This is a genomic window from Anaerococcus sp. C0059F3 (genome assembly GCF_056590475.1).
On record NZ_JBWPWE010000004.1, the window covers coordinates 110,744 to 134,079 of the forward strand.

The following is a 23,336-nucleotide window of genomic DNA, read 5'->3' on the forward strand; positions in this document are numbered from 1 at the left end:
CCTCCTAATTTTCCCTTGCAAAGGCGTTTACATATCTAGGGTAGGCAATCACGTCTCTGATGTTTTTCATGCCTGTTACATACATCATAGCTCTTTCAAAACCTAGACCATATCCAGAGTGAACAACTGTACCAAATCTTCTTAGGTCAAGGTAGTTTTGGTATTCTTCTGGTTTTAAGCCATTATCAATCATGGATTTTACAAGCTCGTCGTATCTTTCTTCTCTTTGAGATCCACCGATTAATTCGCCAACACCTGGCACAAGCATATCAAAAGCAGCAACAGTCTTGCCGTCGTCGTTTCTCTTCATGTAGAAGGCCTTGATGTCTTTTGGATAATCTGTTACGAATACTGGCCCGCCTACTATTTGTTCTGATAGGTATCTTTCGTGTTCTGTTTGTAAGTCCATGCCCCATTCAACTGGGAATTCGAATTTTTCGCCAGATTCTTTTAGTAATTCGATTGCCTTTGTATAGGTAATTCTTGCAAATTCAGAATCACGAAGTTTTGTTAATCTTTCAATTAAGCCCTTGTCAATCCATTGGTTGAAAAATTCCATTTCGTCTTTGGCATTTTCTAGGATATAGTCAATTGCGTATTTTATCATATCTTCAGCTGTATCCATGCAGACATTGTAGTCAGCAAAGGCCATTTCAGGCTCTAGCATCCAGAATTCTGCAGCATGCCTTGGTGTATTTGACACTTCTGCCCTAAAAGTTGGACCAAAAGTATAAACATTACCAAAAGCAAGGGCATAGTCTTCTGCTTCAAGCTGACCAGATACGGTCATATAAGATTTTTTGCTAAAGAAGTCTTTATTGTAATCAACTTTACCATCTTCTCTTCTTGGTGGATCATTAGGGTCTATTGTTGTTACGTTAAACATCTCGCCTGCACCTTCAGCATCGCTAGCTGTGATGATTGGTGGGTTTACATAAACAAAGTCTCTTTCTTGGAAGAACTTATGAAGACCAAAGGCTAGGATTGAACGAAGTCTAAAAACAGCCCTGTAGGTATTTGTTCTTGGTCTAAGATGTGGGATAGTTCTCATAAATTCAAAGGTTTGTCTTTGTTTTTGAATTGGGAATTTTTCTGATGATTCACCTAAAACGATGACCTTAGTAGCTTGGATTTCGTAAGGATTTTTGTTATTACCTGTTGCTACAAATTTTCCTTCTACACATAAAGATGCAGATAGGTGTTGCTTGTCAAGTTCGTCGTAGTTTTCGATTTCTTTACCAACTACAACTTGTAGGTTCTTAAAAGTAGAACCATCATTTAGGTCGATAAAACCTACGTTTTTGCTAAATCTTGAGTTTCTTATCCAACCTTCGATTTTTACTTCCTTATCAATGTAGCTTCCCGCTTCTCTCATTAATTCTCTAATCTTCATTTTTGCCTTCCTTTATTTTTTCTAATCTTTCGATCATTTCTTTTTCATAGCCTAAATATTTTGCCTGGTAAAATTTTTCACCAGCGAAATCATCTGGCAAGTAGTTTGTGTCTACATAACCACCGTGGTCGTGCGGATATAAGTATTCTTCTGTAATCAGATTTTTACTTCCTGCGTAATGGCTATCCTTTAATTTGTTTGGTACGGTCTTATCCTGGTTGGTCCTTACAAAGTCAATGGCCTTATCAATCGCAAGATAAGTTGAATTACTCTTTATTGCTGCTGCTAAGTAGGTTACCGTTTGGGCAAGGATAATCCTTGCTTCAGGCATACCTATCTTGTTTACCGCCTCAAAAGTCGAATTTGCCAAAACCAGGGCAAAAGGATCTGCGTTTGATATATCCTCTGCCGCAAAAATTATCATCCTTCTTGCGATAAATTTAATATCTTCCCCAGAAACTAGCATTTTTGCCAAATAATACAAACTTGCATCTATATCTGACCCCCTCATCGACTTGATAAAGGCCGATATAGTATCGTAGTGCCTATCGCCGTTTTTATCATAAACAGCAATCTTTTTTGTTGTAGAATTCTCTATAGTTTCAGAGTCTATTTCTATTCTACCATCTTTTTCATTTTCTGAAAATATGGCGATTTCCAAGGAGTTTAAAAGGGCCCTAGAATCACCATTTGAATATTTTATTAACTTATCCCTAGCAGATTGGCTCAGGATTATGTTTTTATTTTTTAAAACCTCATCAGTATTTAGGGCAAGGTCAATCAAATCACTAAGATTTTTTTCTGTTAGTTCTTTTAATTCAAAGACATACATCCTTGAAATCAAAGCCTTATTTACCTCAAAATAAGGATTTTCTGTTGTTGCGCCAATTAAGATAATTGTTGCATCTTCCACAAAAGGTAAGAGATAATCTTGCTGGCTCTTATTAAACCTATGGATCTCATCTACAAATAATATGGTTTTCTTATTTTCGTAGGACAGGTTATCCTTGGCTATCTGGATTTTTTCCTTAAGGTCAGATATCCCACTTGCCACAGCTGAGACTTCCTCAAAAGCCATGTTGGTTGAGTTTGAGATAATCTTTGCTAGGGTAGTCTTTCCAACTCCTGGCGGCCCATAAAAAATACAAGAGTAAATCCTATCCGCCTTAATCATCCTTCTTATGATTTTGCCCTCTCCTACCAAGTGGTCTTGACCTATGTAGGCATCTAGGCTTTTTGGCCTAAGCCTATCAGCTAGAGGGGCAGATTTTTCTAATTCAATTTTTCTATTTAGTTCAAATAAATCCATTCTTCTTCCTTAAAGAAAAAAGATGCTAAGAATTAGCACCTTTATCATCTTTTAAATTTATAATCTCCTCATAGAAGGACTCCAAATCCTTAAATTCCCTATATACAGAAGCAAATCTGACATAGGCTACAGAATCAAGGTCTTTTAGCTCATCCATGACAAGCTCGCCTATATATGTTGAGGTCACTTCCTTTTTACCAGTGTGGTTGACTTTGGTTTCGATATTTTTTGCTACTTCTTCTATTTGATCCATAGATACTGGACGTTTTTGACAGGATTTCACTATACCTGATATGACCTTTCTTGGGTCAAAGGCTTCTCTAGTATTATCCTTTTTTATTATCATGACTGTAGAATCTTCATACCTTTCGTAGGTTGAAAATCTCTTGTCACAATCTTCGCAAAGCCTTCTCCTACGGATGGCCCTGTCGTCATCTGTCGACCTTGAGTCAACTACCCTAGTATTTGTTGAGTTGCAATAGGGACATCTCATCTTATTTTAAGAAGTCTGGAAGATCTATATCATCAAATGGATTTGATGATTTTCTTTGTTGGTTTGCTTGGGAATTTCTTTGTGGAGCTCTTAGTTCATCAGCTCTGTTAGAATTTCTATCAGCCCTACGAGATCTAGAACTGTTGTCAAAACCTGTTGCGATAACAGTAATCTTGATTTCATCTCCTAGAGATTCATCTTGGCCAACACCAAAGATGATGTTTGCATCAGAGTCAATTGATTCTCTAATTAATTCTGCAGCTTCGTTTGCTTCCATTAAGCCAACTTCTGCAGCTGTTACGTTAAGAAGAACTGCGTTTGCTCCGTCAATGCTTGTTTCAAGTAGTGGAGAATTAACTGCAGCTTTAGCAGCGTCAACAGCTCTATTTTCTCCGCTTGCCCTGCCGATTCCCATGTGAGCAATACCTTGATCACTCATAATTGATTCAACGTCAGCAAAGTCAAGGTTGATTACATTTGGAACTGCGATTAGCTCTGAAATACCGCTAACAGCATCCATAAGTACTTGGTCAGCCATTTGGAAAGCTTCAACCATTGAAGTTCTTTTTTCTACAATTTGTAAAAGTCTATCATTTGGAATAGTGATAAGTGTATCTACATTTTCTTTAAGTTTTTCAATACCTGCTTCTGCTTGAGTTGCTCTTTTTCTACCTTCAAATGTGAATGGTTTTGTAACTACACCTACAGTTAGGATGTCCATTTCCTTAGCAACTTGAGCTACGATTGGAGCTGCACCTGTACCTGTACCACCGCCCATACCGGCTGTGATAAATACCATGTCAGCGCCCTTGATTGCTTCTTCAATCTCGCCCTTAGATTCTTCTGCTGCTTTTTCTCCAACACTTGGATTTGCACCAGCACCAAGACCTCTAGTTAGCTTTTCACCAATTTGTAGTCTTAAATCTGCGTTTGATTCTTGAAGAGTTTGTAGGTCTGTATTTAGAGCTAAAAACTCTACTCCTGATAGTCCGTTGTCTCTCATTCTGCTGATAGCATTGTTGCCACCACCACCAACTCCTATAACTTTAATCTTAGCTAAAGAGTTGTTGTCCATATCAATGTTAATATTTGCCATAAAATCCCCCATTGTTTTATTCTACTTATTAAGATTTTTACTAAAAGACTTCTATTTTACAACCACAAGAGGATTATCTCCATTGTTTAAGTTGATGCTTACAGCTTCTAGTCCCTTGCTTTTAATGTCTTGTAAAATTTTCTCCAGCAATTTAATTTTATAAGAAATATTATTTAAATCGCCAAATTTAACCTCAATATCTTGTATCATTATACCAATATCAAGCTTATTTTCCAAATTTAATTGGCTTAGGCTCCCTATTAAAGAGGAAGCTTGCAATTCTTTGATAAAATCCCCTATTGCCTGTGATGAAGTGAAACTTTGGCCGAGAGTAGTTTCTACACCCTTGGTTTTTATTTCTATAAGCTTCGCCTCCTTGCTATAAGGCTTTTTATCTGTAACCAATCCGTTATTTGTCACAATAATTTCCTTGCCGTATTTTTTAATTACAAACATAGGAAAATCTTCTTCAACCTTAACAGATAACATCTTTGGAAAAACCTTCCTCACCTTGGCCGATTTTATATACTCTAAATTTTCTATATCTTCTTCGTACTTAGTCGGATTATATAATAAAATATTTTTGCCTAGAGGTGACTTAAGTTTTTTTATAATCTCAGTATCCTCTGTAACCCTATTTCCATTTATGTATATATCCTGGATTTTCATAAAAGGGTGGGTGTAGAGATTGTAAAAAACTCCCAATAAAAAAGCCAAAACTAAGAGAAAAATAAAGACTTTCGAATTCCCTCTTTTTTCTTCTTCCAAACTGCGTTTTTTGGCTATATATTTTTTGTTAAATACTCTAGATCCTTTTTTTACTAACCTATCGTCGTTTTTATTTGTCATCTATATTAGCTCTTCGATTTGCTGGTAAATCTTGTCTAAGGCATCTTCATCAGCAAGGTCGTAAGCCTTCTCCCCCATTTGCTTAATTTTTTCTCTATCTTTTATTATACTCATAATCTCTTTTTTTAGGAGGGAGCCAGATAAATCTTTTTCTAAAATCATAAGACTTGCTCCATGATCGACATAGGTACGGGCATTGTATTCCTGATGGTTTTCAGTTGTGTAGGCTTTTGGAATCAAAATCGAAGGTCTACCAACAGAAGATATTTCAGCCAAACTCATAGCTCCGCTTGAAGCAATGACTAAGTCTGATACCCCATAGAACAAATCAATATTATCTATATAAGCAAAGGCTTTAAGGTATTTCGATTTATGAGCCTTATTAAGAAAATCATCATAAAACCTATTTCCTGTTTGGTGGAGGAGATAAAATTCTCCATTTAAATCCCCGCTCATTTCTATAACCGCCTTATTTAAGGCGAAAGACCCATTTGATCCGCCAAATGAAAATACAACTGGAATAGATTTGTCAATGCCTAGTTGATTTAGGTCTTCATCCGTAAATGACAAATCAAAATTATTCCTAACTGGATTTCCTGTAACTACAATATTGTCTTTGTTTTTAAAATGTGCGGCAGCTTCCTTGTAGGAAATTAAAACCCTGTCGACTTTTTTTGATAAAAATTTAGAAGCCATTCCTGGATAAGAATTTGATTCGTGAACAATTGATGGAATTTTTGCTTTGCTTGCTTGGTATAAAATTGGTGCACAAACATAACCGCCTGTTCCAATTACAAGGTCTGGCTTAAAATCTTTGATGATTTTTTTTGCTTCCTTAAAACCCTTAAGGTTTGTGGCTAGGGCCTTAAAAAGCCTTTTATTGATTTTTCTAGGAATCCCCATAGCTTCAATAGCTTTAAATTCATAGCCATTTTTTGCAGCAATCTTCTCTTCTGGGCCACCCTTAATTCCAACATAAATTATCTGGCTATCTGGTTTTTCTTCCATGATTTTTTGTCCAATAGCAATGGCCGGATAGATATGTCCACCCGTTCCACCACCTGATAGTATTACTCTCATTTTTCTTCCAATCTATTTACAAGGGCCTTAAACTCATCTCCCCTTACCTCATAAGATTTATACATATCCCAAGAAGCACTAGCTGGAGAAAGTAAGACCACATCGCCCTTTTCACCGTTTTCATAGGCTGTATCAATTGCTTCTTTCATATCCTTAACCAAAATATATTTAATCTGGTATTTTTCGCACAAAAGCCTTAATTTTTCCTTGGTTGCTCCCATTAAAACCATGATCTTGCCATTTTTCTTAAAGGCCTTTACAAAATCTGTGTAATCTATATGCTTATCATAGCCACCTGCAATTATAAGAATAGGTCTATCAAAACTTTCAATTGCCTTTACAGAGCTATCTACGTTTGTCCCCTTAGAATCATTGTAAAAATCTATTCCATCAAGGGTCCTCACATATTCAAGTCTATGGGAAATTGATTTGAAAGTTTTTACTGCTTTAACAATATCAACTAAATCTAAGCCATACAAATAAGTAAGCAATATCGCAGCCATAACATTCTCGTAATTGTGGTTTCCAATTACAGATAAGTCTCTAACATCTAGGATTTCTGCAATATTACAACCGCCATTTCTAAAGCAGATTTTATTATCATCAAGGAAAAGACCCCTTTCCACCATATTTTGGCTTGAAAACTCATAAACTTGAGCCTTAAAATCTCCCAAATGGTTCTGGCTTATCTCATCTTCGTGGTTAATAACCAAAAAGTCGTTTTCATCTTGATTTGACGCAAGTTTTAATTTGCTATCTATATAATCTTCAAAAGATCCATGCCAATCTATGTGATCTTCTTTAATATTTAAAATCGCACCAATATGTGGTTTATAAGTCTGTGTATCATGAAGTTGAAAAGATGAAAGTTCTTCTACAAAAACTCCTTTTTTATCATACATCTGCCACAAAATTCCCTCACCGATATTTCCTACAGCGTAAGCAGGATGACCACACTCATTTAAAATATGAGTGACCATAGAAGTTGTAGAAGTCTTACCATTTGTGCCTGTTATAGCAATTTTTTCCTTATCTGGAAAAAGTCTCTGACTTGCTTCTATATCAGATATTATTTCATTATCTTTTTCTAAAATTTTCACAATATCATCACTTGGTTTGATTCCAGGCGATTTTAAAACAAAGTCGTATTTTCCAAAATTTTCATCAGAAATAGGGCTATAGTCATAGCCCTCAAGTTCTTTAATATTTTTTTTATTTTTATCATAGGTGTAAACTTCATATCCAAACTTATCTAAAGCCTTAACTGAAGAAATTCCTGTTACACCGAGTCCGTAAACTAAAACTTTTTTCATAGTATTGCCACCAAAGTAATTAGACATAGGATCGTAGATAAAATCATAAATCCTACTACAATTTTTTGCTCCTTATAACCTTTTAATTCAAAATGATGATGGATAGGTGTCATTAGAAATACTCTTTTCTTATTCCTATACCTATAAGAAATTACCTGAATAATTACAGATAAGGTCTCCATCACATATACTCCTCCAAATATCACAAGATATATTGGAATTTTTAGGTTAATGGCAAGGGCCACTACAGCTCCACCAATAGCCATTGATCCAGTATCTCCCATAAAAACGCTGGCTGGATTTGAATTGAAAATTAAAAATCCTAGAATTGCGCCTAGCATAATTACAGCAAATAATTTATTTGTTCCACTTCCTGCAAGAATTGCAAGAGTTATAAAAACTGGAATAGACACACTTACCAAGAGTCCATCAAGCCCGTCAGTTAGGTTTGTGGCGTTTGAAGTTCCTACAATTATAAAAATCATTATAGGAATACCAAGGACTGACACTGGTAGGTAGGTAGTTGTAAATGGTATTAAAAGTTTGGTTATAGATTCTTTGTCGTTAATAAAGGCTAAGATTGTTATCAAGGTTGCCAAAGCAAATTGCAAAACCAATTTTTGTTTAGGTTTAAGACCTTCAGATTGATGGAGAACAAGTTTTCTAAAGTCATCAATAAAACCAATCGCTCCAAATCCTAGCATAGAAATAACTAAGATTAAAGTTTCCAAATTTTTTGGTAGAATAATTAGACTCATAGCAAGAGCTACTATTATAAAAATAATTCCACCCATGGTAGGTGTGCCTGCCTTTGCCATGTGGCTTTGAGGTCCTACCTTTCTAATATTTTGACCGATTTTCTTTCTTTCAAGCATGGGAATTATGACTTTCCCAAGTCCCATACTCAAAAAAATGCCAATAATAGTTATTAAATATATATTGTCCATAATAATTCCTAACGGCAGTTAATTATTTTTGTCATTTTTATAAACCATGCCCATCTCTTCAATAGCATATCTTTGAATCCTGTTTAGGTCAATTGCCTCATCAAGATTATCTTGAAGTCTATTTTTTTGGAGCTCGTAGCTTACAATTTCTGCCTGTAGTCTATTATACTCAAATCTGTCATTTGACAAGTTAATTCTCTTAATAATTAAAAGAGTTGTCAAAGTTCCAATGAAGGCAAAAACCAATAAAGAAATAGCGTATTTTACCTTCCTATCTCTTTTCCTGAGCTTATCTACCTGGTATGACCTCATTACCTTTGGTTTTTCCTTAACCTTTAGTCTGACACGGTTTTTATTATTATTTTTTACTAATCTTTTTTCAAAACGTTCAGCCATATCATATCCTCTGACATACTCTTAATTTCGCAGGTTTTGACCTAGAATTTTCTTTTAGTTCATCAGCCTTAGCTGTAATTGGCTTTTTGGTAATGATTTTTACCTTAGCCTCGTGATTACATACACAGACTGGGATTTCTGGCGGGCATATACACCCTGTTGCCAAATCCTTAAATTTATTTTTAACTATCCTATCTTCTAAAGAATGGAAAGTAATTATCGCTAGTCTGCCATCTTTATCAATAAAATCTATTATTGTGTCGATTGCCTTTGTTAGGACATCAAGTTCCCTATTTACTTCGATTCGTAGGGCTTGAAATACTCTCTTCTCAGGATGAACTTCCGAAAATCTCGCAGATTTCATAACAATATTTCGGAGTTTGAAAGTGGTATTAATTCTTTCGGTTGCGCGAGCTTTTACAATATTTCTAGCTATGGCTTTGGAAAATCTTTCTTCACCGTAATCAAAAAATATTCTAGAAAGCTCATCCTGGGAGTATTCATTGACAATTATTTCTGCTGTTAACTCATTTTGCCTATTCATTCTCATATCAAGAGGTCCATCGTGCATATAGGAAAATCCACGCTCTGGATTGTCAATTTGATACGAAGAAACGCCAATGTCCATTAGAGCACCATCAATTTTATCAAAACCTGCTTCAGTTAAAACCTTTCCTATGTTTTCAAAATTAGTATTGAAAAATACCTTGTTGTCATAGTCCTTTAGGTTTTCTGAAGCCGCTTCAATGGCAGCTTTGTCTTGGTCTATGCCTATTAATAGTCCCTTTGGTGAAAGATTTTCTAAAATTAATTTAGAATGACCTCCCTTACCAAGGGTCAAATCTGCATAAATTCCATCAGGTTTTATATTTAAATTTTCTATACATTCCCTATAGAGAACTGGTGTATGTTCAAATTTCATATTATTCGTCCATAATATCGGACAAATTCACCTCGACTTCATTTATATATTCATCCCAGATGTCCTTATCCCATATTTCTATGGTGGTGTTATTGCCAATTATCATGGCCTCATCTGAGATCCCGGCATAGTCCTTCAAAGATTTGTTGATCAAAATCCTCCCTTGCTTATCAAGGTTGACTTTGACAGTGGATGAGAAAAATAGCCTTTTTATGGCACGATTTTTCTTATTTTCATAAACTAGTTGGTCAAGGGCGGCTGATCTTTTCTGAAATTCTTCCTCGGTATAAACTATAAGAGACTTCTCTGGTCCCTTAGTTAGGTAGAAATATCCGTCAAGATCTTCCCTAAAGTCACTAGGCATCATTATTCTATTCTTGTTATCCAATTTATGAATGTATTCACCTAGGAACATTTCTTACCACCTTTTACCACTATCTTCCACTTCACTTATATTTTATCCTATTTAGCAGAAAAAAGCAAACAAAAAGACCGGTTTTTATAACCGGTCAAATGCTTTTTCTTATTTAAATTTGATAATCTTATCTTCTTTTATGTTTTTCTTTTCTTTATAAAAATGTGGTGGGAGATTTTCCCTCTTGGCATAAATTAATAAACAAACTCCTACAATCATAAATACAATTGAAACAAGCTGGGCTGTTCTTAGGCCAAATACATATAGGGAATCAGTTCTCAAACCTTCTACAAAAAATCTGACAAGGCCATAAGCAAGGAAATATATTCCTGAAATGAAACCCTTAGACGGATTTTTCTTTCTATAGAGAACCAAAAATAAAAATATCAAAAAGTCCCCAAAAGATTCGTAGAAAAATGTTGGGTGAACCTTGACCCCATCAATAATAATTCCCCATGGAAGATCTGTTGGATAACCGTGGGCTTCGGCATTGGCAAAATTTCCCCAACGGCCAACTGCCTGAGCAAAAGCAAGGGATGGAGAAAGTATATCTGTAAGGTCAATCATTGGTATGTCACGCCTTTTACTAAAAATATATAGGGCGATTAAGCCAAAGATAATCCCACCTTGGATGGCAAGACCTCCTCCTCTGATGTCAATAATTTCATTTGGGTGAGCACCATAGTAGTCCCATTCAAAAATCACATACCAAATCCTTGCACCAATTACTCCTATAGGAAGGATGGCAAAAAGGATATCATCAACAATATCAGCCTTATAGCCCCTTCTTTCGAATTCTTTTTTTGCAAAAATCGCTGAAACGAGGATGCCTGTGACAATTATTATCCCGTACCAATAGACATCTAGGCCAAAGATTGTAAATGCAACCCTATCTATATCAAATTCCATCCTAGTCCTCGCTTGGTATAGCCCAATTATTATAGACTTCTTGGACGTCGTCGTTATCTTCGAGGGCGTCTATTAATTTGAAAAGTTTTTCGTGGTGGTCAGAGTCAACTTCAATTTCATTTGCGATATATGAAATATTAGCGCTCTCAATCTTATAACCCATATCCCTTAGTTTATCAAGAGTATCATTAAAATCTGCCACTTCTGTAAGAGCTTCATAATAACCTTCTTCAAGTTCTTTTATGTCGCTTGCTCCTGCTTCTAGGGCATCCATCATAAAATCATCGAGGTCCTTACTTTCGCCGTTTACAATAATTTCTCCCTTTTTTTCAAAAAGGAACATTACAGATCCGTCTGTCCCGAGGTTACCGCCATTCTTATCAAAAATATGTCTAATATCAGGGGCAGTCCTATTTTTATTATCTGTTAGGCAGTCAACTATAAAGGCGACCCCGCCTGGACCGTATCCTTCGTAGATAACTCTCTCAAAATTATCCCCACCTGCTTCGCCGCTTGCCTTTTTAATAGCCCTATCTATGTTATCATTTGGCATGTTATCAGCTTTTGCCATTTCTATTGCAGTCTTAAGGCTGGCATTATATTCAGGATCTAGGCCACCTTCCCTAGCTGCTACAGTGATATTTCTAGCGTGTTTGGTGAAAATTTTGCCTTTTTTGGCATCTTCACTACCTTTTTTATTTTTGATTTTACTCCACTTATTATGTCCAGACATTTTTAACTCCTTACTTCATAGAGCATCAGCTCTTCTTTTTTATTTATAATAATATTTGCACTTGTCATATTTATTAGGTCTTCAGAAAATTTCTCGTACCTGTCACTTCTTACATAAAGCTCAATTTTAACTTCATCTGTGTAAGCCTTGTCAATCACTTGGTACTTCTCTTCATTCAAATAATTTTCAATTTGACCTAGGATAGTATAAGACAAAATTAATTCTACTCTCAAATAGTCTCTTTTGTAAAGGGCATTTGGGCCGACTGTATCAGCTACTCCCTTGGTGTAGGCACGGATAAGGCCGCCCTTGCCAAGAAGTTTTCCTCCAAAATACCTTGTCACAACCACAGACACATTTGTGACTTCCTCTTTTTCTAAGACTGATAACATAGGAAGTCCTGCAGAACCTTGGGGCTCGCCGTCGTCATTATATCTTTTAATTACAGGGGTTTTGTTAATTATATAGGCTGTGCAATTGTGAGTTGCGTCCTTATATTTTTCCCTAATCTCTTCTATAAATTCTATGGCTTCTTCTTCACTTTCAACGTGCTTAGCAGTTGTGATGAAGACTGATTTTTCAACCTCAAACTCAGAAACCACAGTACCCTTTATTGTCTTGTAGTCATTTTTTGATGTAGGATACATACTTACCATAGTCTCCCTTACTTATCTCAAGGTCAATAATAGTCCCCTCATTATCATAATCTATTTTTAGAATATCGTAATTGGTCATAAAATAATCGAGGACCGCTCCCTTAGAAAAAGGAATGTGCATGGTAACCTCTCTATAATCTTCTTTAATGACCTTTACAATCTCTTCTTTTAATCTTTCAAGGTCATTGACATCCTTAGCCGAAATAAAAATTCTCTCATAATCTCTCTTATATAAGGAAACCGCTGTATCATCCTTAATCCTATCCATCTTATTAAAGACGTAGATAATTTCCTTTTCATCCATCTCAATTTCTGATAGGGACTTATCTATAGTCGCAATTTGCCCTTCTATATTATTTGAAGAATCAATTACAATTAAAAGCATATCAGCAAATTTGATTTCTTCGAGAGTTGTAAGAAATGAATCATTTAATTCCTTTGATAGGTTGTCGATAAAACCAACAGTATCTGTAAGAGTGACCTTGGTGTTTGAAAAATCAAGGCGTCTTGTAGACGTATCTAAGGTTGCGAAAAGAAGGTCATCAGAGTAAACATATTTTTCTGACCCAAATAATTTCATCATTCCATTTAAGATTGTAGATTTTCCGGCATTTGTATAACCAACTAAGGAAATATTATAGGTACTATCCCTAGATTTACGATTTAGGCGCTTTGTTTTTTCTATATCTTTTAGGGCCTTTTCTAAGGACCTGATATCTCTTTCAATAGCTCTCCTATCGGTCTCAAGCATGGTTTCACCTGGACCTCTTGTTCCAATTCCACCTGCCTGGCGTGATAGATAGGCAAACCACTTGTTTATCCTTGGTAGTTGGTATTTTAGTTGGGCTAGTTTTATCTTAAGTCTAGCCTCCTTGGTGTGGGCCCTTTGGGCGAAAATATCCAAAATTAAAGATGTCCAGTCAACAACCTTTAGTTTTAATTCTTCTTCTAGGTTATATAATTGACTGGCTGATAATTCCACGTCAAATATTACTGTCTTAACTTCTAATTTATCTGCCAAATCTCTGATTTCTTCAAGCTTGCCCTTGCCTATATAAAACCTAGGGTTAACCTTAGTCACAACTTGGCTTACAAAGGCAACTGACTCGCCGCCTGCCGTGTTAATCAGGGATTCTAATTCATATATTTTTATTTCTTCGTCATCATCCTTACCTAGGACGTTGACTTGTATAACTTCTTGCATAAAAATCCTTTCCATTTCATTATACTTTTATCTAAAATTTAATAAAGGATGGAACTTACCCGCAAAAAATGATAAAATAGAAGTAAGTATAAATTTAAAAATTAAACGGAGGCCACATGACTAAAAAAATATCCGCTATCATATTAAAACTCCTACTAATAGTTATCCTATTTCTAGGGTCGATTATGATAGTTTTTGCAGGTATAACCGGTGGAGCAATTCTTGAAGTTATGAAGACTGCACCAGAGATAGATGCAGATGCAATCAAATTTGAAATGAGTCAAAACTCTACTGTCGTTGATGAAGACGGCAACGAAGTTGATGCAATTGCTACAAGCCAATATAGAGAAATTGTTCCCTATGATCAAATACCAGACAATTTAAAAAACGCCTTCATTGCTGTTGAAGACGAAAGGTTTAAGGACCATAAGGGTATAGATATTGTTTCTATAATTGGTTCAATGTTTGAAAATATCAAGGCAGGTGGCATTGTTAGAGGTGGGTCAACTATTACCCAGCAGCTTGCGAAAAATACCTACCTTACAAACGACCAAACCTACCAAAGAAAGATTAAGGAAATTTACCTAGCCCTTGAGATAGAAGACCACCTTTCAAAAGAGGAAATCTTAGGTGCCTACCTCAATAGGGTCTTTATGGGGCAAAATTCCTACGGTGTCCAAGCTGCTGCAAATACTTATTTTAACAAGGATGTAAAGGACTTAAACCTTGCCCAATGTGCGGCTCTTGCAGGTATTGTCCAATCTCCATCAGAATATTCTCTCTATAAGGCTATTAAGACAAGTGAAGTGACTGATGAGAGAGTTCTTGGAGAATTTACCATTGACGGGACAAAATATTCTGCAGTTTTTAATGATGCACCACTTAAAAGAGAAAATTATGTCCTAGATAAGATGCTAGAGCTTGGTTATATTAGCGAAGAGGAAATGGAAGAAGCGAAAAGCTTTGACATTGCCAAATCAATAGAACCTGCCGAAAGGGCAAATACAGAAATTACATCATATTTCAACACCCTTCTTGAAAAGCAAGTTGTAGCAAAACTAATGGAAACTCAAGATATGAGTGAAAACCAAGCTTGGGACAGGCTTTATTATGGCGGACTTAAGATTACAACAACCCTTGACCAAGAAATGCAAAGAAAACTTGAAGATATATATGCTAACTTTTCATCCTACCTCATGGGTGATACTTCTGGTTGGAATGTTCCTCCCCTCCTTGACATGAAATATGATAAGTGGGGAAATATTGTAAATTCAAGCGGTAGGCTCCTTTACTATGCAAGGAATAATTTCCTAAATGAAAACAACGACATCAGGCTTTCAGCCGATGATGCCCACCTTGATGATAAGGGAAATTTAGTTTTAACTACAAATAAGGCCTACCTAGACCAAACCAAGCTAGTTTTTAGAGACTACTATTCCCTAGATGAGGAAAATAAAAACCTAAGAACCCACAGGGTTGGTATGGTTGATCTTACTTCTAATAAAAATATCTACCTAGACGATGAAGAACATATTGTTATTGCCAAGAATTATTTAGATGAAAACGAAAACTTCATAAAATCTTACGAAGACGGAACATTTTCTGTAAGCAAGGACTTTTATGCTATGGACCTAGAAGGGGTTATCCAGCCTCAATCATCATCTGTAATTATTGACCACAAGACTGGCCACATCAAGGCAATCATGGGTGGACGTGATCAAAAAGGCCAAAGGATCTTAGACAGGGCCTCATCTGTTCCCCGCCAACCTGGTTCATCAATGAAACCTCTTGCAACTTATACCCCAGCCCTTGACAATGGATTTAACCTTGCAACAGGCCTTGATGATGTACCTTTTATGATGGATGAAGATGGCAAGCCTTGGCCAAACAACGTCTATGGATACTTTATGGGAGTTAAGCCTCTAAGAGAAGCCCTCAAACTTTCCATAAATACAACTGCAGTATCAACCCTTGACAAGGTTGGTATTGACACATCACTACAATATCTCAAAAACTTTGGCATTATAAAAGAAGATGGCAAAGATAACTTTGTAACAAGTGATGAAAACAGGGAAACCAACGACGAAAACCTTGCAGCTATGGGACTTGGTGCCATGACAAACGGACTTACAGCCCTAGATATGACTGGTGCCTACGCAGCCCTTGCAAATGGCGGTAAATATCTTGAGCCACTTACATTTTCAAAAATAGTTGACTCAACAGGCAAGGTTTTATTTGAAGATAAGGATAAGATTTCTCACGAGGTTACAAGTCCAGAAACAGCTTACCAAATCACTTCTGCCCTAGAAGATGCGGGCAAGTTTTATGGAAATATCTTCCTAAACGGAACAGAATTTGCTACAAAAACTGGTACAACAGATGATGATAACGACTTTTGGTGTATGGGTTATACCCCTTATTATACAGTTGGAATCTGGATGGGTTGTGATAACCAAAATATTTCCCTAACAGGTAACTCTGCAGATCGTGCAGCCCTCATGTGGAATGTGATAAATAATAAAATCCTCGAAGGATATGAACCTGCACAATTTGAAGTGCCAAAAGGAATTATCTCTATGGAAGTTGATACCATGAGCGGTATGCTTCCAACAAAAGCTTCATATGCAGATCCTAGGGGAACTGTAAGAACAGAAATATTTGGACCAAACAACAAACCAACACAAAAAGATGATGTCCACGAATGGGCTACTGTCGATTCTAGGAACAACCTCCTAGTAAGTGAACAGACTCCTGAAGAATTCGTAACAACAAGGTCATTTATCAATCCAAAGTCTAACTATAATCCTGCAAACTTCGGCAACATCTACCCTAGAGACTGGTCAAACAGGATGCCAAAAACCTATTCAGGCCTAGGCGAAGAGGAAGATGAAGACGAGGACGAAGAAAAGGATAAGGATAAGGACAAAGATAAAAATAAAAAAGGTGAAAAAGGTGAAAAACCTGAAGGAGAAGAAAAAGAAAGTCATCCAGAAGAAAACCCTGAAAATCCAGAACCATAAGTTAAAAGGGACTGCAGACGCAGCCCCTTTTTCTATATAATAATTTGTTTCATATGCAATATTTAACCAATAATGCTCTCCTCTATTGATCAAATTACGTTCAAGTTTATTATGTAGATTTCAAATTGTATTATTCTTAAATAAAATATATTGATTTGCATATAAAAAAGCCAGGCTCAAGCCTGGCATAAATTCTTATTTTTTACGGTTTTGGATTAATCCTAGGATGAATAATAAAATTACTGCACCTATTACAGCTGAAATTATTTGTGAGAATTTGCCTCCCATATAGTTTCCAAGTAGCCAGTTACCAAGGTAACCACCAAGCACACCTGTAAATATATTTGCAATGCCGCCCATTTCGGCGTCTCTTTTCATTATTCTACTTGCAATATAACCTGCAAGGGCTCCTATAATTAATGTCCAAATAAATCCTAAATTTCCCATATTTCCTCCTTTGGGTTTCATTATTTTCTCCTTATATTTATATCCAATTTTCATTATTTTAAACATTAGCTAAAGATTGACGAAATATTGGCCTGAATATGGTATAATAATTGTGGAAGGTGAACTATGGAAAAGATTAAAATTTTAATAATAGAAGACGAAGAAAGTATCAATAATATCGTTAAGTCCTACCTAGTCAAAGAAGGCTATGAAGTTTACCAGGCCTTTGACGGTGAAGAAGGACTAAAGAAGTTTTTATCAGAAGATATTGACCTTGTTATCCTTGATCTAATGCTACCAAAAATGCTTGGCGAAGATGTGATGAAGGAAATCAGAAATAGGTCCTCAGTACCAGTAATCATGCTATCTGCCAAGGTTGAAGAGGACGATAAGGTCACTGGCCTAAGGCTTGGGGCTGATGATTATGTAACCAAACCATTTTCTGCAAGGGAGCTTATAGAAAGAATCAAAGCTGTCCTTAGACGTATCGAAAAATACAATATCCCAAGGGCTGATATTATTAAAACCCTTGATGGTAGGCTTGAAATGGACCTTGAATACAACAGATTTTTCAAGGACGGTGTGGAAATATACCTAACAAAAAATGAATTTTCTATCCTTAAGACCCTATTTTCAAACCCTAACAAGATTTATACCAGGGATGAGATTATAGAAATTACCTTCGGTTATGACTACGATGCCTATGACAGGGCCATTGATACCCACATCAAAAACATAAGGCAAAAGATCGAAGACAATCCAAAAAAACCAATGTATATCAAAACCATCTACGGCATGGGTTATAAGTCTGGCGGTATAGATGACTACCCTCAAGAATAAGATAATAAAAAACTTTATAGCGGGGATTCTTTCCTGTATCCTAGTTTTTTCTATCCTTATTACCCTCCTTGTCACAATCAACTACAACGACCTTTTTAAGGCTATCGATGATAAGAGGCCCAAAGAAGTTGTAGAGCAATTTACAAGGTTAAACAACGATCCAAATATAAGCGGCCAATCTATGTGGGCTTATCTTTCGAATATGGCTATAGACCAAATGGTTGATATAAAATATTACGATGAAAATAATAATTTAATCAAGGAATTGAAGGGCCGTGACGAGTCGGACCATTCAAAGATTTTGACCAAGGAATATAGTTTTATCGATGAGAATAACAATTCCAAGGCAGGAAAGATAGAAATTTACTACAATAGAGACTACACTGGCGTAAATGAAATGAAAGGCAATTTTACCCAGGCGGTTTTGTATGCAATTACAATTTCCCTGGCTATTGGTCTTGTTATTGCTATAATTCTTTCGACAAATATTTCAAAACCAATTATCTCTATTGACGAATCAACAGTTGCCATCAAGGAAGGAAACTATGATGTAATTGTGGAAGATTCTGATATTCAAGAAATAGAAAGCTTAAGAGATAATATAAATTATCTGTCAAACAACCTAAAAAAACAGGAATCCATAAGAAAGCAATACGCCCAGGATATTTCCCACGAGCTTAGAACTCCCCTTACCAACCTCAAACTCTACATTGAGGCTATGAAAGACGGTGTTGTGGATGCAGATCCAGCGACTTTGGATATTTTATCAAATGAAATTATAAGGCTTGAGGGCCTTGTAGTAGGTCTTAAAAATACCTTTGATGAAAATGTGTCCTATGCCATTTTATCTAAATCTAATGTTAATATTACTGAATTGATTGAAAATATTGCATCTACCTTTCTTGCCAAGGCGAGATTAAATAATATCACTATTGAAACCCACCTTGACAAGGATGTTATATTTTCAACTGACAGAGATAAACTCACTCAAATTATCCAAAACCTTGTCTCAAACGCTATCAAGGCTATTGGCAAGGACGGAACCATTGATATCCACCTTAGAGAAACTGACAAGGAAATTATTATAAATGTAATTGATACTGGTATTGGTATCGAAGAAGATAATATACAGAGAATTTTTGAAAGATTTTACAGGGTTGAAGATGCTAGAAATACTAAGGAAAATGGCGTTGGCCTCGGCCTTGCCATTACAAAAAATTTCGTCGAAGCCCTATCTGGCAAGATTAAAGTAAAATCAAAGCTTGGCGAAGGCAGCGATTTTGCTATAATTTTCGAAAAAAATAACAGGATGACCAATGACAAGAAGAAAGAGAAATTACTCTAGAAGAAAAACAGAAAATACAAGAAGGAAAGAGTCTAGGCCTAGTCAAATCAGGATTGTAAAAGATGATGAAAATCTTACTCCAAGAGAAATATCTAGGAGAAAAAGATCCAGGCGTGAGAGAGAAAGAGTCTACAAAAGGCGCAGGATAATTCTCTCTGCCCTTGCAGTATTACTAATAGTAATTCCAAGCTTTTTTATAATCAAAAAGTTAAATACCTATGCCAAGACCGGCTATCCTGCCTTCAGAGATGAGGTCCTTGATGACCTATCAAAAACAGCTTTCATCTCCTCTACCGAAGGCAGGAGTCTCACCAGTGCCGAGAAAAGCGCTGACTTTGATATTCTCTATGAAACCATAGTCAAAAATTTTGCTGTTGATAAGTCAAATGCAGAATCTTTTGGAGAATTTACAAAAAAAAGCGATGAATACAGGAAAAAAATTACCAGCTCAAAGACCGACCAAGATTTCTTTATGCTCTTAGGTGAATATTTGAGCCTGATAAATGACTCCTACACAAAGATTTTGGATAAGGATAGCTATACCGACTTATTTAACTACTATAAAAACAAAACCGGATCTGCCATGAAGGAAATTTTGGAAAATCCACAGGTTGTAAACCGCTATAAAAGGATAATAAACGATAAAAATGTTAACGAAGCTTCAGTTGGCATCGAAAGCGGCTATGTTTTAAGGATTTCCCTACCAAATTTTAGGGTAAATGACCTTAAAAAAATTATTGATGAAGTAATTAAAAATGTCACAGCAGCACCTGGTATTTCTACTATGGTAATTGACTTGTCAGATAATAATTCGCTAAACAATTTATTTGTAAACGAATTTGCCAAGTATTTTATCCACCAAGACTACACCAAGGAAGACTTGATTTTCTACAGGGGAAATTTGATTGAAAATAATCTAAAAGATATAAAATCTGATGAAAATTCACCTTATCAAACAGCCTTTGTAAAAAATCTTTCTAGTAAATATAAGGAAAAAATCGAGCATTTCGACCTTGATCCTTATATGTACTACGACCAGGTTTCCTTAAAAATTAAAAAAGACCCGACTTTTGCATCAAGAAATATTTATATTTTGACAAATTCAAATACGGCCAACGAAGCGATTAAGCTTGCTTCAATCCTTAAGGAATCATCAAATGCATATGTGGTGAAAAACGCACTTGATCCTAATCCTACAGCTGAAGATAGGATTTACGAGTTTCCACCATCTCTTTTCGTTCTTGACCATTCAGGGCTCATTATTTCCCTAAATACAGCCAGGTCCGAAAACCCAAATAGGTATCTAGAGTACAACCAAAGAATAAATTCAAAATATCCAATCTCATCCATACTTTCAATCATTGGATAAATGGACAAAGAAATAGACCCAAGAGGGTCTATTTTTATGCTTATCTAAAGTTTTTTACGGCAAATTCTTCACCTTTTCTACCAGCTATTGCTGATATTGCTAGAGCTGCGATTAGGCCTAGGAAGGTTAGAACTGAACCAATAGAAACTGCGTTTGATGCCTTGTCAGCACCTTTTTTAGCTTTTTCTACTGTCTCGTCTGCTGTAAGTTTTGCTTCTTTAGCAAGTTCATTAATCTTATCACTTGCCTGATTGATTGCCTTGCTTGTTTCAACAGATGCCTTATCAAGTTCATCATAGATGTTCTTGCCTATTTCTTTAGCTTCTGCTTCGCTTAGTTGTGAATTTTCTGCTACGGCACTTGCTATAGCATCTTCATCTGCTGCATTTGCAATTGTCTCAGCTTTCTTAGAAAGTGATTTTGTTAGCTTATCAATTTCTGCTCCAGCGTTTTCTGGATTTAAAGCTATGGATTTAACTGCTGCTGCGATTTCATCCTTACTTTCCTTTACTTGACCTTCAAGGTAGTCAGGTTGAAGTTCCTTAACATCTGTATCAGCTAAGTATTTTTCAAGGTTACCTTGAAGCTCTGCTGTATCAACATCTCCTAGTCCTTCGCCAACCTTATCAACTGCTGCTCCAATAGCTGAGCTTGCTGCATCTCCTGCACCACTTAGGGCGCTTCCAGCTACATTTGCCGCTGTTCCTGCAACAGCTCCTGCTGCTTGACCTGCAATACCAAGTGTGGTTGCTACTGCGTTAAATACAAGGGTAAAAAGTAGTAAAACTGTTACTGCCCAAGTAATTGCACCATGTAGTAGACCTGTAGATCTTGCCGCATAACCTGCTACAAAACCACCTACGCAAAATGAAACTATAAGTGTAATTGCTGTCCAAAGGCCAGTGAAAAATCCGATTCCTGCAAATGGATTAGCTGATGTTGCAGAAAAAATTCCAAAGCCTAGGGCTGCTGTCAAAAGACTTAGTACAGTAAATACTGCCGCACCTGAAACTGCTCCTGCTATGATAGATCCCCATGAAAGGTTTCTACCTGCTTCTAATTTGCCTTCTCTTTCGATGGCAATATCTCTTCTTCTTTCTTGACGATTTTTTCTTAGATTTTCGCCTTGATTTTGATTGTTTATGTCTGTCATAATTCCTCCTAAATACATCGTTACAAACTTGCGATGTAGGTTCATTATACCAGACCTTAAAAAAATTTAAAGTTTTTGTCAATTTTCTTTAATTTCTTATTAGAAAACTAAATTATCTCTAAGGATTTCTGATACCATGTCCCTGCCCTTGTGCATCTTCTTAATATTTTTTATATCTAGTATTATAACTTTTTCCCTCAAGAGCTTATTTCTAGCCGCATCTGTAAGATAATTAGAATTTATAATTAAAACTGGAATTAAATCATCAGCCCCGCCCCTAAAGTCTTTTATCATTTTAGAAATTTCTTTCTTTGACACCTTGTGACCATACTCGTAATTTCTTATTTCTAGGGCAAAACGCCTGTCATTCTTTTTGGCGTAGAGGTCAAAACGGTGACTTCTTTGGTATTGTTCTTGGTAAGGCTCAACCCTATAACCAGCTCTTCTGAAGGCTTCTGAAATAAATTCCTGGCTTGATAGGTCAAAGTGGATTTTCCTTAGGGCTCTTAAAAGTCCCTCAGGATAAATTTTAAATATTCCCTTATATTGAATCTTATCGTCAGCCTGCCTTTTGATATCAAAACCAACAAGCAAACCTTCAACCACATTGAAATTCCCATGGGCTATGGCATTTCTTACGTGTCTTAAAAGGCTCATTGTCTTAGTCTCACCGTCCGCTAAAGTCATAACGATTTTTTGATCATTTGGGCAAATTCCACCCCTAAAATCATCCACGATTGACTTTTTTATTGCCTCGGTAAAAAGTACATCCTCATCCCTAAGCTTCATGGCAGCCATCAATTCCACAAATACGTAGTCGTCGTATTCCATGTTGGTAAGAAGGTCTTCTTTTTTGGCCTGCTCAGAATTTATATTGGGCACATACCACAAGAGGTATTTAATGGCTTCATCAAGGTTTGGATCAAGCTTAATAGGCACATCTTCATGCTTTATCTGGTATTTTATTTTGTTTTTACACTTTTGAAGCTCAAACTTCTTACTTAATTCCATACTATCCCTTAATTTCAACCTGGTCTTTCCTATCCCAAATAGCCTCTAATTCTCCCCTATAGAAAATATCAATTGACATATCATAGGTGGATGGTTTCCCATCTTTATAAGTATTACCTATCCCATAAAAGTGAATGAGGCCTTGGCCGTAGGCTTCTTCAATAATATCAAAGGTGTAGTCCTTAAATTCATCTAGACTTAAATTTATAGGATTTTTTTCAAAAGCAAGTATTCTCACAGGATAATCCATATTAGCTTCTATATCTATAAGGTCATGGCAGATGATTTTAGGATTATTGATAGCAAAAGTCTTGCCATTTTCAAAAATAACCATACTTGATAAGCTTATTTCAAGGTTCCTTTCCCTTCTATTTATATAGAAAATTTTCGAATCGTGTAGGCTAAATACAAGCTTTTCGGGTTTTAAAATCATAGA

Annotated in this window: 23 protein-coding genes; 4 read left to right on the plus strand and 19 right to left on the minus strand. The window is 36.1% G+C overall.

All coding sequences use genetic code 11. From position 1 onward, the window contains the following. Positions 1 to 4 precede the first annotated feature (4 nt). The 15 genes from asnS to hflX form a co-directional block, all read right to left on the minus strand. A complete protein-coding gene (asnS, locus tag AC1EJ5_RS03825) occupies positions 5 to 1,393 on the minus strand; it encodes an asparagine--tRNA ligase (RefSeq protein ID WP_479814646.1) in 1,389 nt (462 codons plus the stop codon). After that, entirely contained in the window at positions 1,383 to 2,702 is a 1,320-nt protein-coding gene (locus AC1EJ5_RS03830) for a replication-associated recombination protein A (RefSeq protein ID WP_479814648.1), read from the minus strand. The genes asnS and AC1EJ5_RS03830 overlap by 11 nt, the downstream gene beginning before the upstream one ends. 25 nt (positions 2,703 to 2,727) lie before the next feature. Then, positions 2,728 to 3,195: a transcriptional regulator NrdR gene (nrdR, locus tag AC1EJ5_RS03835; RefSeq protein ID WP_223420076.1), complete on the minus strand. Its 468-nt coding sequence runs from the start codon at positions 3,193 to 3,195 to the stop codon at positions 2,728 to 2,730. 1 nt (position 3,196) lies between these two features. Then, entirely contained in the window at positions 3,197 to 4,291 is a 1,095-nt protein-coding gene (ftsZ, locus tag AC1EJ5_RS03840; RefSeq protein WP_311480541.1) for a cell division protein FtsZ, read from the minus strand. 51 nt (positions 4,292 to 4,342) lie between these two features. Beyond that, positions 4,343 to 5,140: a cell division protein FtsQ/DivIB gene (locus AC1EJ5_RS03845; protein ID WP_479814650.1), complete on the minus strand. Its 798-nt coding sequence runs from the start codon at positions 5,138 to 5,140 to the stop codon at positions 4,343 to 4,345. Beyond that, the gene (gene murG, locus AC1EJ5_RS03850; RefSeq protein ID WP_223420069.1) at positions 5,141 to 6,220 is read right to left on the minus strand and encodes an undecaprenyldiphospho-muramoylpentapeptide beta-N-acetylglucosaminyltransferase; all 1,080 of its coding nucleotides are present in this window, start codon (positions 6,218 to 6,220) and stop codon (positions 5,141 to 5,143) included. Then, the gene (murD, locus tag AC1EJ5_RS03855; RefSeq protein WP_479814652.1) at positions 6,217 to 7,533 is read right to left on the minus strand and encodes a UDP-N-acetylmuramoyl-L-alanine--D-glutamate ligase; all 1,317 of its coding nucleotides are present in this window, start codon (positions 7,531 to 7,533) and stop codon (positions 6,217 to 6,219) included. Before murD ends, murG begins: the two co-directional genes overlap by 4 nt. Next, positions 7,530 to 8,480 carry a phospho-N-acetylmuramoyl-pentapeptide-transferase gene (mraY, locus tag AC1EJ5_RS03860; protein WP_308748740.1) on the minus strand — a complete coding sequence of 317 codons (951 nt, stop codon included), beginning with the start codon at positions 8,478 to 8,480 and terminating at the stop codon, positions 7,530 to 7,532. The genes murD and mraY overlap by 4 nt, the downstream gene beginning before the upstream one ends. 18 nt (positions 8,481 to 8,498) lie before the next feature. After that, entirely contained in the window at positions 8,499 to 8,876 is a 378-nt protein-coding gene (locus AC1EJ5_RS03865; protein WP_479814654.1) for a hypothetical protein, read from the minus strand. Between the two features lies 1 nt (position 8,877). Next, positions 8,878 to 9,798, minus strand: a complete 921-nt coding sequence (rsmH, locus tag AC1EJ5_RS03870; RefSeq protein ID WP_223420061.1) for a 16S rRNA (cytosine(1402)-N(4))-methyltransferase RsmH — start codon at positions 9,796 to 9,798, stop codon at positions 8,878 to 8,880. Position 9,799: 1 nt separating this feature from the next. Next, positions 9,800 to 10,213: a division/cell wall cluster transcriptional repressor MraZ gene (gene mraZ / locus AC1EJ5_RS03875; protein WP_223420058.1), complete on the minus strand. Its 414-nt coding sequence runs from the start codon at positions 10,211 to 10,213 to the stop codon at positions 9,800 to 9,802. A gap of 108 nt (positions 10,214 to 10,321) precedes the next feature. Next, complete coding sequence (gene lgt, locus AC1EJ5_RS03880) at positions 10,322 to 11,122, minus strand: prolipoprotein diacylglyceryl transferase (RefSeq protein ID WP_308748737.1); 801 nt, start codon at positions 11,120 to 11,122, stop codon at positions 10,322 to 10,324. Between the two features lies 1 nt (position 11,123). Continuing rightward, the gene (locus AC1EJ5_RS03885; protein ID WP_308748736.1) at positions 11,124 to 11,855 is read right to left on the minus strand and encodes a YebC/PmpR family DNA-binding transcriptional regulator; all 732 of its coding nucleotides are present in this window, start codon (positions 11,853 to 11,855) and stop codon (positions 11,124 to 11,126) included. A gap of 2 nt (positions 11,856 to 11,857) precedes the next feature. Continuing rightward, positions 11,858 to 12,502 carry a YigZ family protein gene (locus tag AC1EJ5_RS03890; RefSeq protein WP_308748735.1) on the minus strand — a complete coding sequence of 215 codons (645 nt, stop codon included), beginning with the start codon at positions 12,500 to 12,502 and terminating at the stop codon, positions 11,858 to 11,860. Continuing rightward, positions 12,480 to 13,715, minus strand: a complete 1,236-nt coding sequence (gene hflX / locus AC1EJ5_RS03895; protein WP_308748734.1) for a GTPase HflX — start codon at positions 13,713 to 13,715, stop codon at positions 12,480 to 12,482. The genes AC1EJ5_RS03890 and hflX overlap by 23 nt, the downstream gene beginning before the upstream one ends. Before the next feature lie 116 nt (positions 13,716 to 13,831). On the opposite strand from hflX, the gene AC1EJ5_RS03900 reads away from it, so the two are divergent. Then, positions 13,832 to 16,735, plus strand: a complete 2,904-nt coding sequence (locus tag AC1EJ5_RS03900) for a transglycosylase domain-containing protein (protein ID WP_479814657.1) — start codon at positions 13,832 to 13,834, stop codon at positions 16,733 to 16,735. Positions 16,736 to 16,930: 195 nt separating this feature from the next. On the opposite strand, the gene AC1EJ5_RS03905 is transcribed toward AC1EJ5_RS03900, so the two are convergent. Continuing rightward, positions 16,931 to 17,182, minus strand: a complete 252-nt coding sequence (locus tag AC1EJ5_RS03905; RefSeq protein ID WP_223420046.1) for a GlsB/YeaQ/YmgE family stress response membrane protein — start codon at positions 17,180 to 17,182, stop codon at positions 16,931 to 16,933. A 126-nt stretch (positions 17,183 to 17,308) separates the two neighbouring features. On the opposite strand from AC1EJ5_RS03905, the gene AC1EJ5_RS03910 reads away from it, so the two are divergent. Genes AC1EJ5_RS03910 through AC1EJ5_RS03920 form a run of 3 tightly spaced genes read left to right on the plus strand, consistent with a single transcriptional unit; the run spans position 17,309 to position 20,736 of the window. After that, positions 17,309 to 18,022, plus strand: coding sequence for a response regulator transcription factor (locus AC1EJ5_RS03910; RefSeq protein WP_209771456.1), 714 nt, complete (start codon positions 17,309 to 17,311; stop codon positions 18,020 to 18,022). After that, positions 18,003 to 19,367, plus strand: a complete 1,365-nt coding sequence (locus AC1EJ5_RS03915) for a sensor histidine kinase (protein WP_223420043.1) — start codon at positions 18,003 to 18,005, stop codon at positions 19,365 to 19,367. Before AC1EJ5_RS03910 ends, AC1EJ5_RS03915 begins: the two co-directional genes overlap by 20 nt. Then, a complete protein-coding gene (locus AC1EJ5_RS03920; protein WP_479814660.1) occupies positions 19,339 to 20,736 on the plus strand; it encodes a peptidase S41 in 1,398 nt (465 codons plus the stop codon). Before AC1EJ5_RS03915 ends, AC1EJ5_RS03920 begins: the two co-directional genes overlap by 29 nt. A gap of 40 nt (positions 20,737 to 20,776) precedes the next feature. Here the strand turns inward: AC1EJ5_RS03920 and AC1EJ5_RS03925 are convergent, their stop codons facing one another. From AC1EJ5_RS03925 to AC1EJ5_RS03935, 3 genes are all read right to left on the minus strand, one after another. Continuing rightward, positions 20,777 to 21,889 (minus strand): TIGR04086 family membrane protein, encoded by a 1,113-nt coding sequence (locus AC1EJ5_RS03925; protein WP_479814662.1) that lies wholly within the window; start codon positions 21,887 to 21,889, stop codon positions 20,777 to 20,779. Positions 21,890 to 21,988: 99 nt separating this feature from the next. Next, positions 21,989 to 22,900: a restriction endonuclease gene (locus AC1EJ5_RS03930; protein WP_223420037.1), complete on the minus strand. Its 912-nt coding sequence runs from the start codon at positions 22,898 to 22,900 to the stop codon at positions 21,989 to 21,991. Position 22,901: 1 nt separating this feature from the next. Next, positions 22,902 to 23,333: a hypothetical protein gene (locus AC1EJ5_RS03935; protein WP_223420035.1), complete on the minus strand. Its 432-nt coding sequence runs from the start codon at positions 23,331 to 23,333 to the stop codon at positions 22,902 to 22,904. Between the last annotated feature and the right edge of the window lie 3 nt (positions 23,334 to 23,336).

Bases quoted from the DNA above. Each gene is read 5' to 3' on its own strand.
- AC1EJ5_RS03920 (WP_479814660.1), top strand. From the start codon at position 19,339: ATGACAAGAAGAAAGAGAAATTACTCTAGAAGAAAAACAGAAAATACA.
- AC1EJ5_RS03905 (WP_223420046.1), bottom strand. From the start codon at position 17,182: ATGGGAAATTTAGGATTTATTTGGACATTAATTATAGGAGCCCTTGCA.
- AC1EJ5_RS03900 (WP_479814657.1), top strand. From the start codon at position 13,832: ATGACTAAAAAAATATCCGCTATCATATTAAAACTCCTACTAATAGTT.
- lgt (WP_308748737.1), bottom strand. From the start codon at position 11,122: ATGGAATTTGATATAGATAGGGTTGCATTTACAATCTTTGGCCTAGAT.
- asnS (WP_479814646.1), bottom strand. From the start codon at position 1,393: ATGAAGATTAGAGAATTAATGAGAGAAGCGGGAAGCTACATTGATAAG.
- nrdR (WP_223420076.1), bottom strand. From the start codon at position 3,195: ATGAGATGTCCCTATTGCAACTCAACAAATACTAGGGTAGTTGACTCA.
- murD (WP_479814652.1), bottom strand. From the start codon at position 7,533: ATGAAAAAAGTTTTAGTTTACGGACTCGGTGTAACAGGAATTTCTTCA.
- AC1EJ5_RS03925 (WP_479814662.1), bottom strand. From the start codon at position 21,889: ATGACAGACATAAACAATCAAAATCAAGGCGAAAATCTAAGAAAAAAT.
- AC1EJ5_RS03915 (WP_223420043.1), top strand. From the start codon at position 18,003: ATGACTACCCTCAAGAATAAGATAATAAAAAACTTTATAGCGGGGATT.
- hflX (WP_308748734.1), bottom strand. From the start codon at position 13,715: ATGCAAGAAGTTATACAAGTCAACGTCCTAGGTAAGGATGATGACGAA.
- AC1EJ5_RS03890 (WP_308748735.1), bottom strand. From the start codon at position 12,502: ATGTATCCTACATCAAAAAATGACTACAAGACAATAAAGGGTACTGTG.
- AC1EJ5_RS03910 (WP_209771456.1), top strand. From the start codon at position 17,309: ATGGAAAAGATTAAAATTTTAATAATAGAAGACGAAGAAAGTATCAAT.
- AC1EJ5_RS03865 (WP_479814654.1), bottom strand. From the start codon at position 8,876: ATGGCTGAACGTTTTGAAAAAAGATTAGTAAAAAATAATAATAAAAAC.
- AC1EJ5_RS03830 (WP_479814648.1), bottom strand. From the start codon at position 2,702: ATGGATTTATTTGAACTAAATAGAAAAATTGAATTAGAAAAATCTGCC.
- AC1EJ5_RS03885 (WP_308748736.1), bottom strand. From the start codon at position 11,855: ATGTCTGGACATAATAAGTGGAGTAAAATCAAAAATAAAAAAGGTAGT.
- murG (WP_223420069.1), bottom strand. From the start codon at position 6,220: ATGAGAGTAATACTATCAGGTGGTGGAACGGGTGGACATATCTATCCG.
- mraZ (WP_223420058.1), bottom strand. From the start codon at position 10,213: ATGTTCCTAGGTGAATACATTCATAAATTGGATAACAAGAATAGAATA.
- AC1EJ5_RS03845 (WP_479814650.1), bottom strand. From the start codon at position 5,140: ATGACAAATAAAAACGACGATAGGTTAGTAAAAAAAGGATCTAGAGTA.
- rsmH (WP_223420061.1), bottom strand. From the start codon at position 9,798: ATGAAATTTGAACATACACCAGTTCTCTATAGGGAATGTATAGAAAAT.
- AC1EJ5_RS03935 (WP_223420035.1), bottom strand. From the start codon at position 23,333: ATGATTTTAAAACCCGAAAAGCTTGTATTTAGCCTACACGATTCGAAA.
- ftsZ (WP_311480541.1), bottom strand. From the start codon at position 4,291: ATGGCAAATATTAACATTGATATGGACAACAACTCTTTAGCTAAGATT.
- AC1EJ5_RS03930 (WP_223420037.1), bottom strand. From the start codon at position 22,900: ATGGAATTAAGTAAGAAGTTTGAGCTTCAAAAGTGTAAAAACAAAATA.
- mraY (WP_308748740.1), bottom strand. From the start codon at position 8,480: ATGGACAATATATATTTAATAACTATTATTGGCATTTTTTTGAGTATG.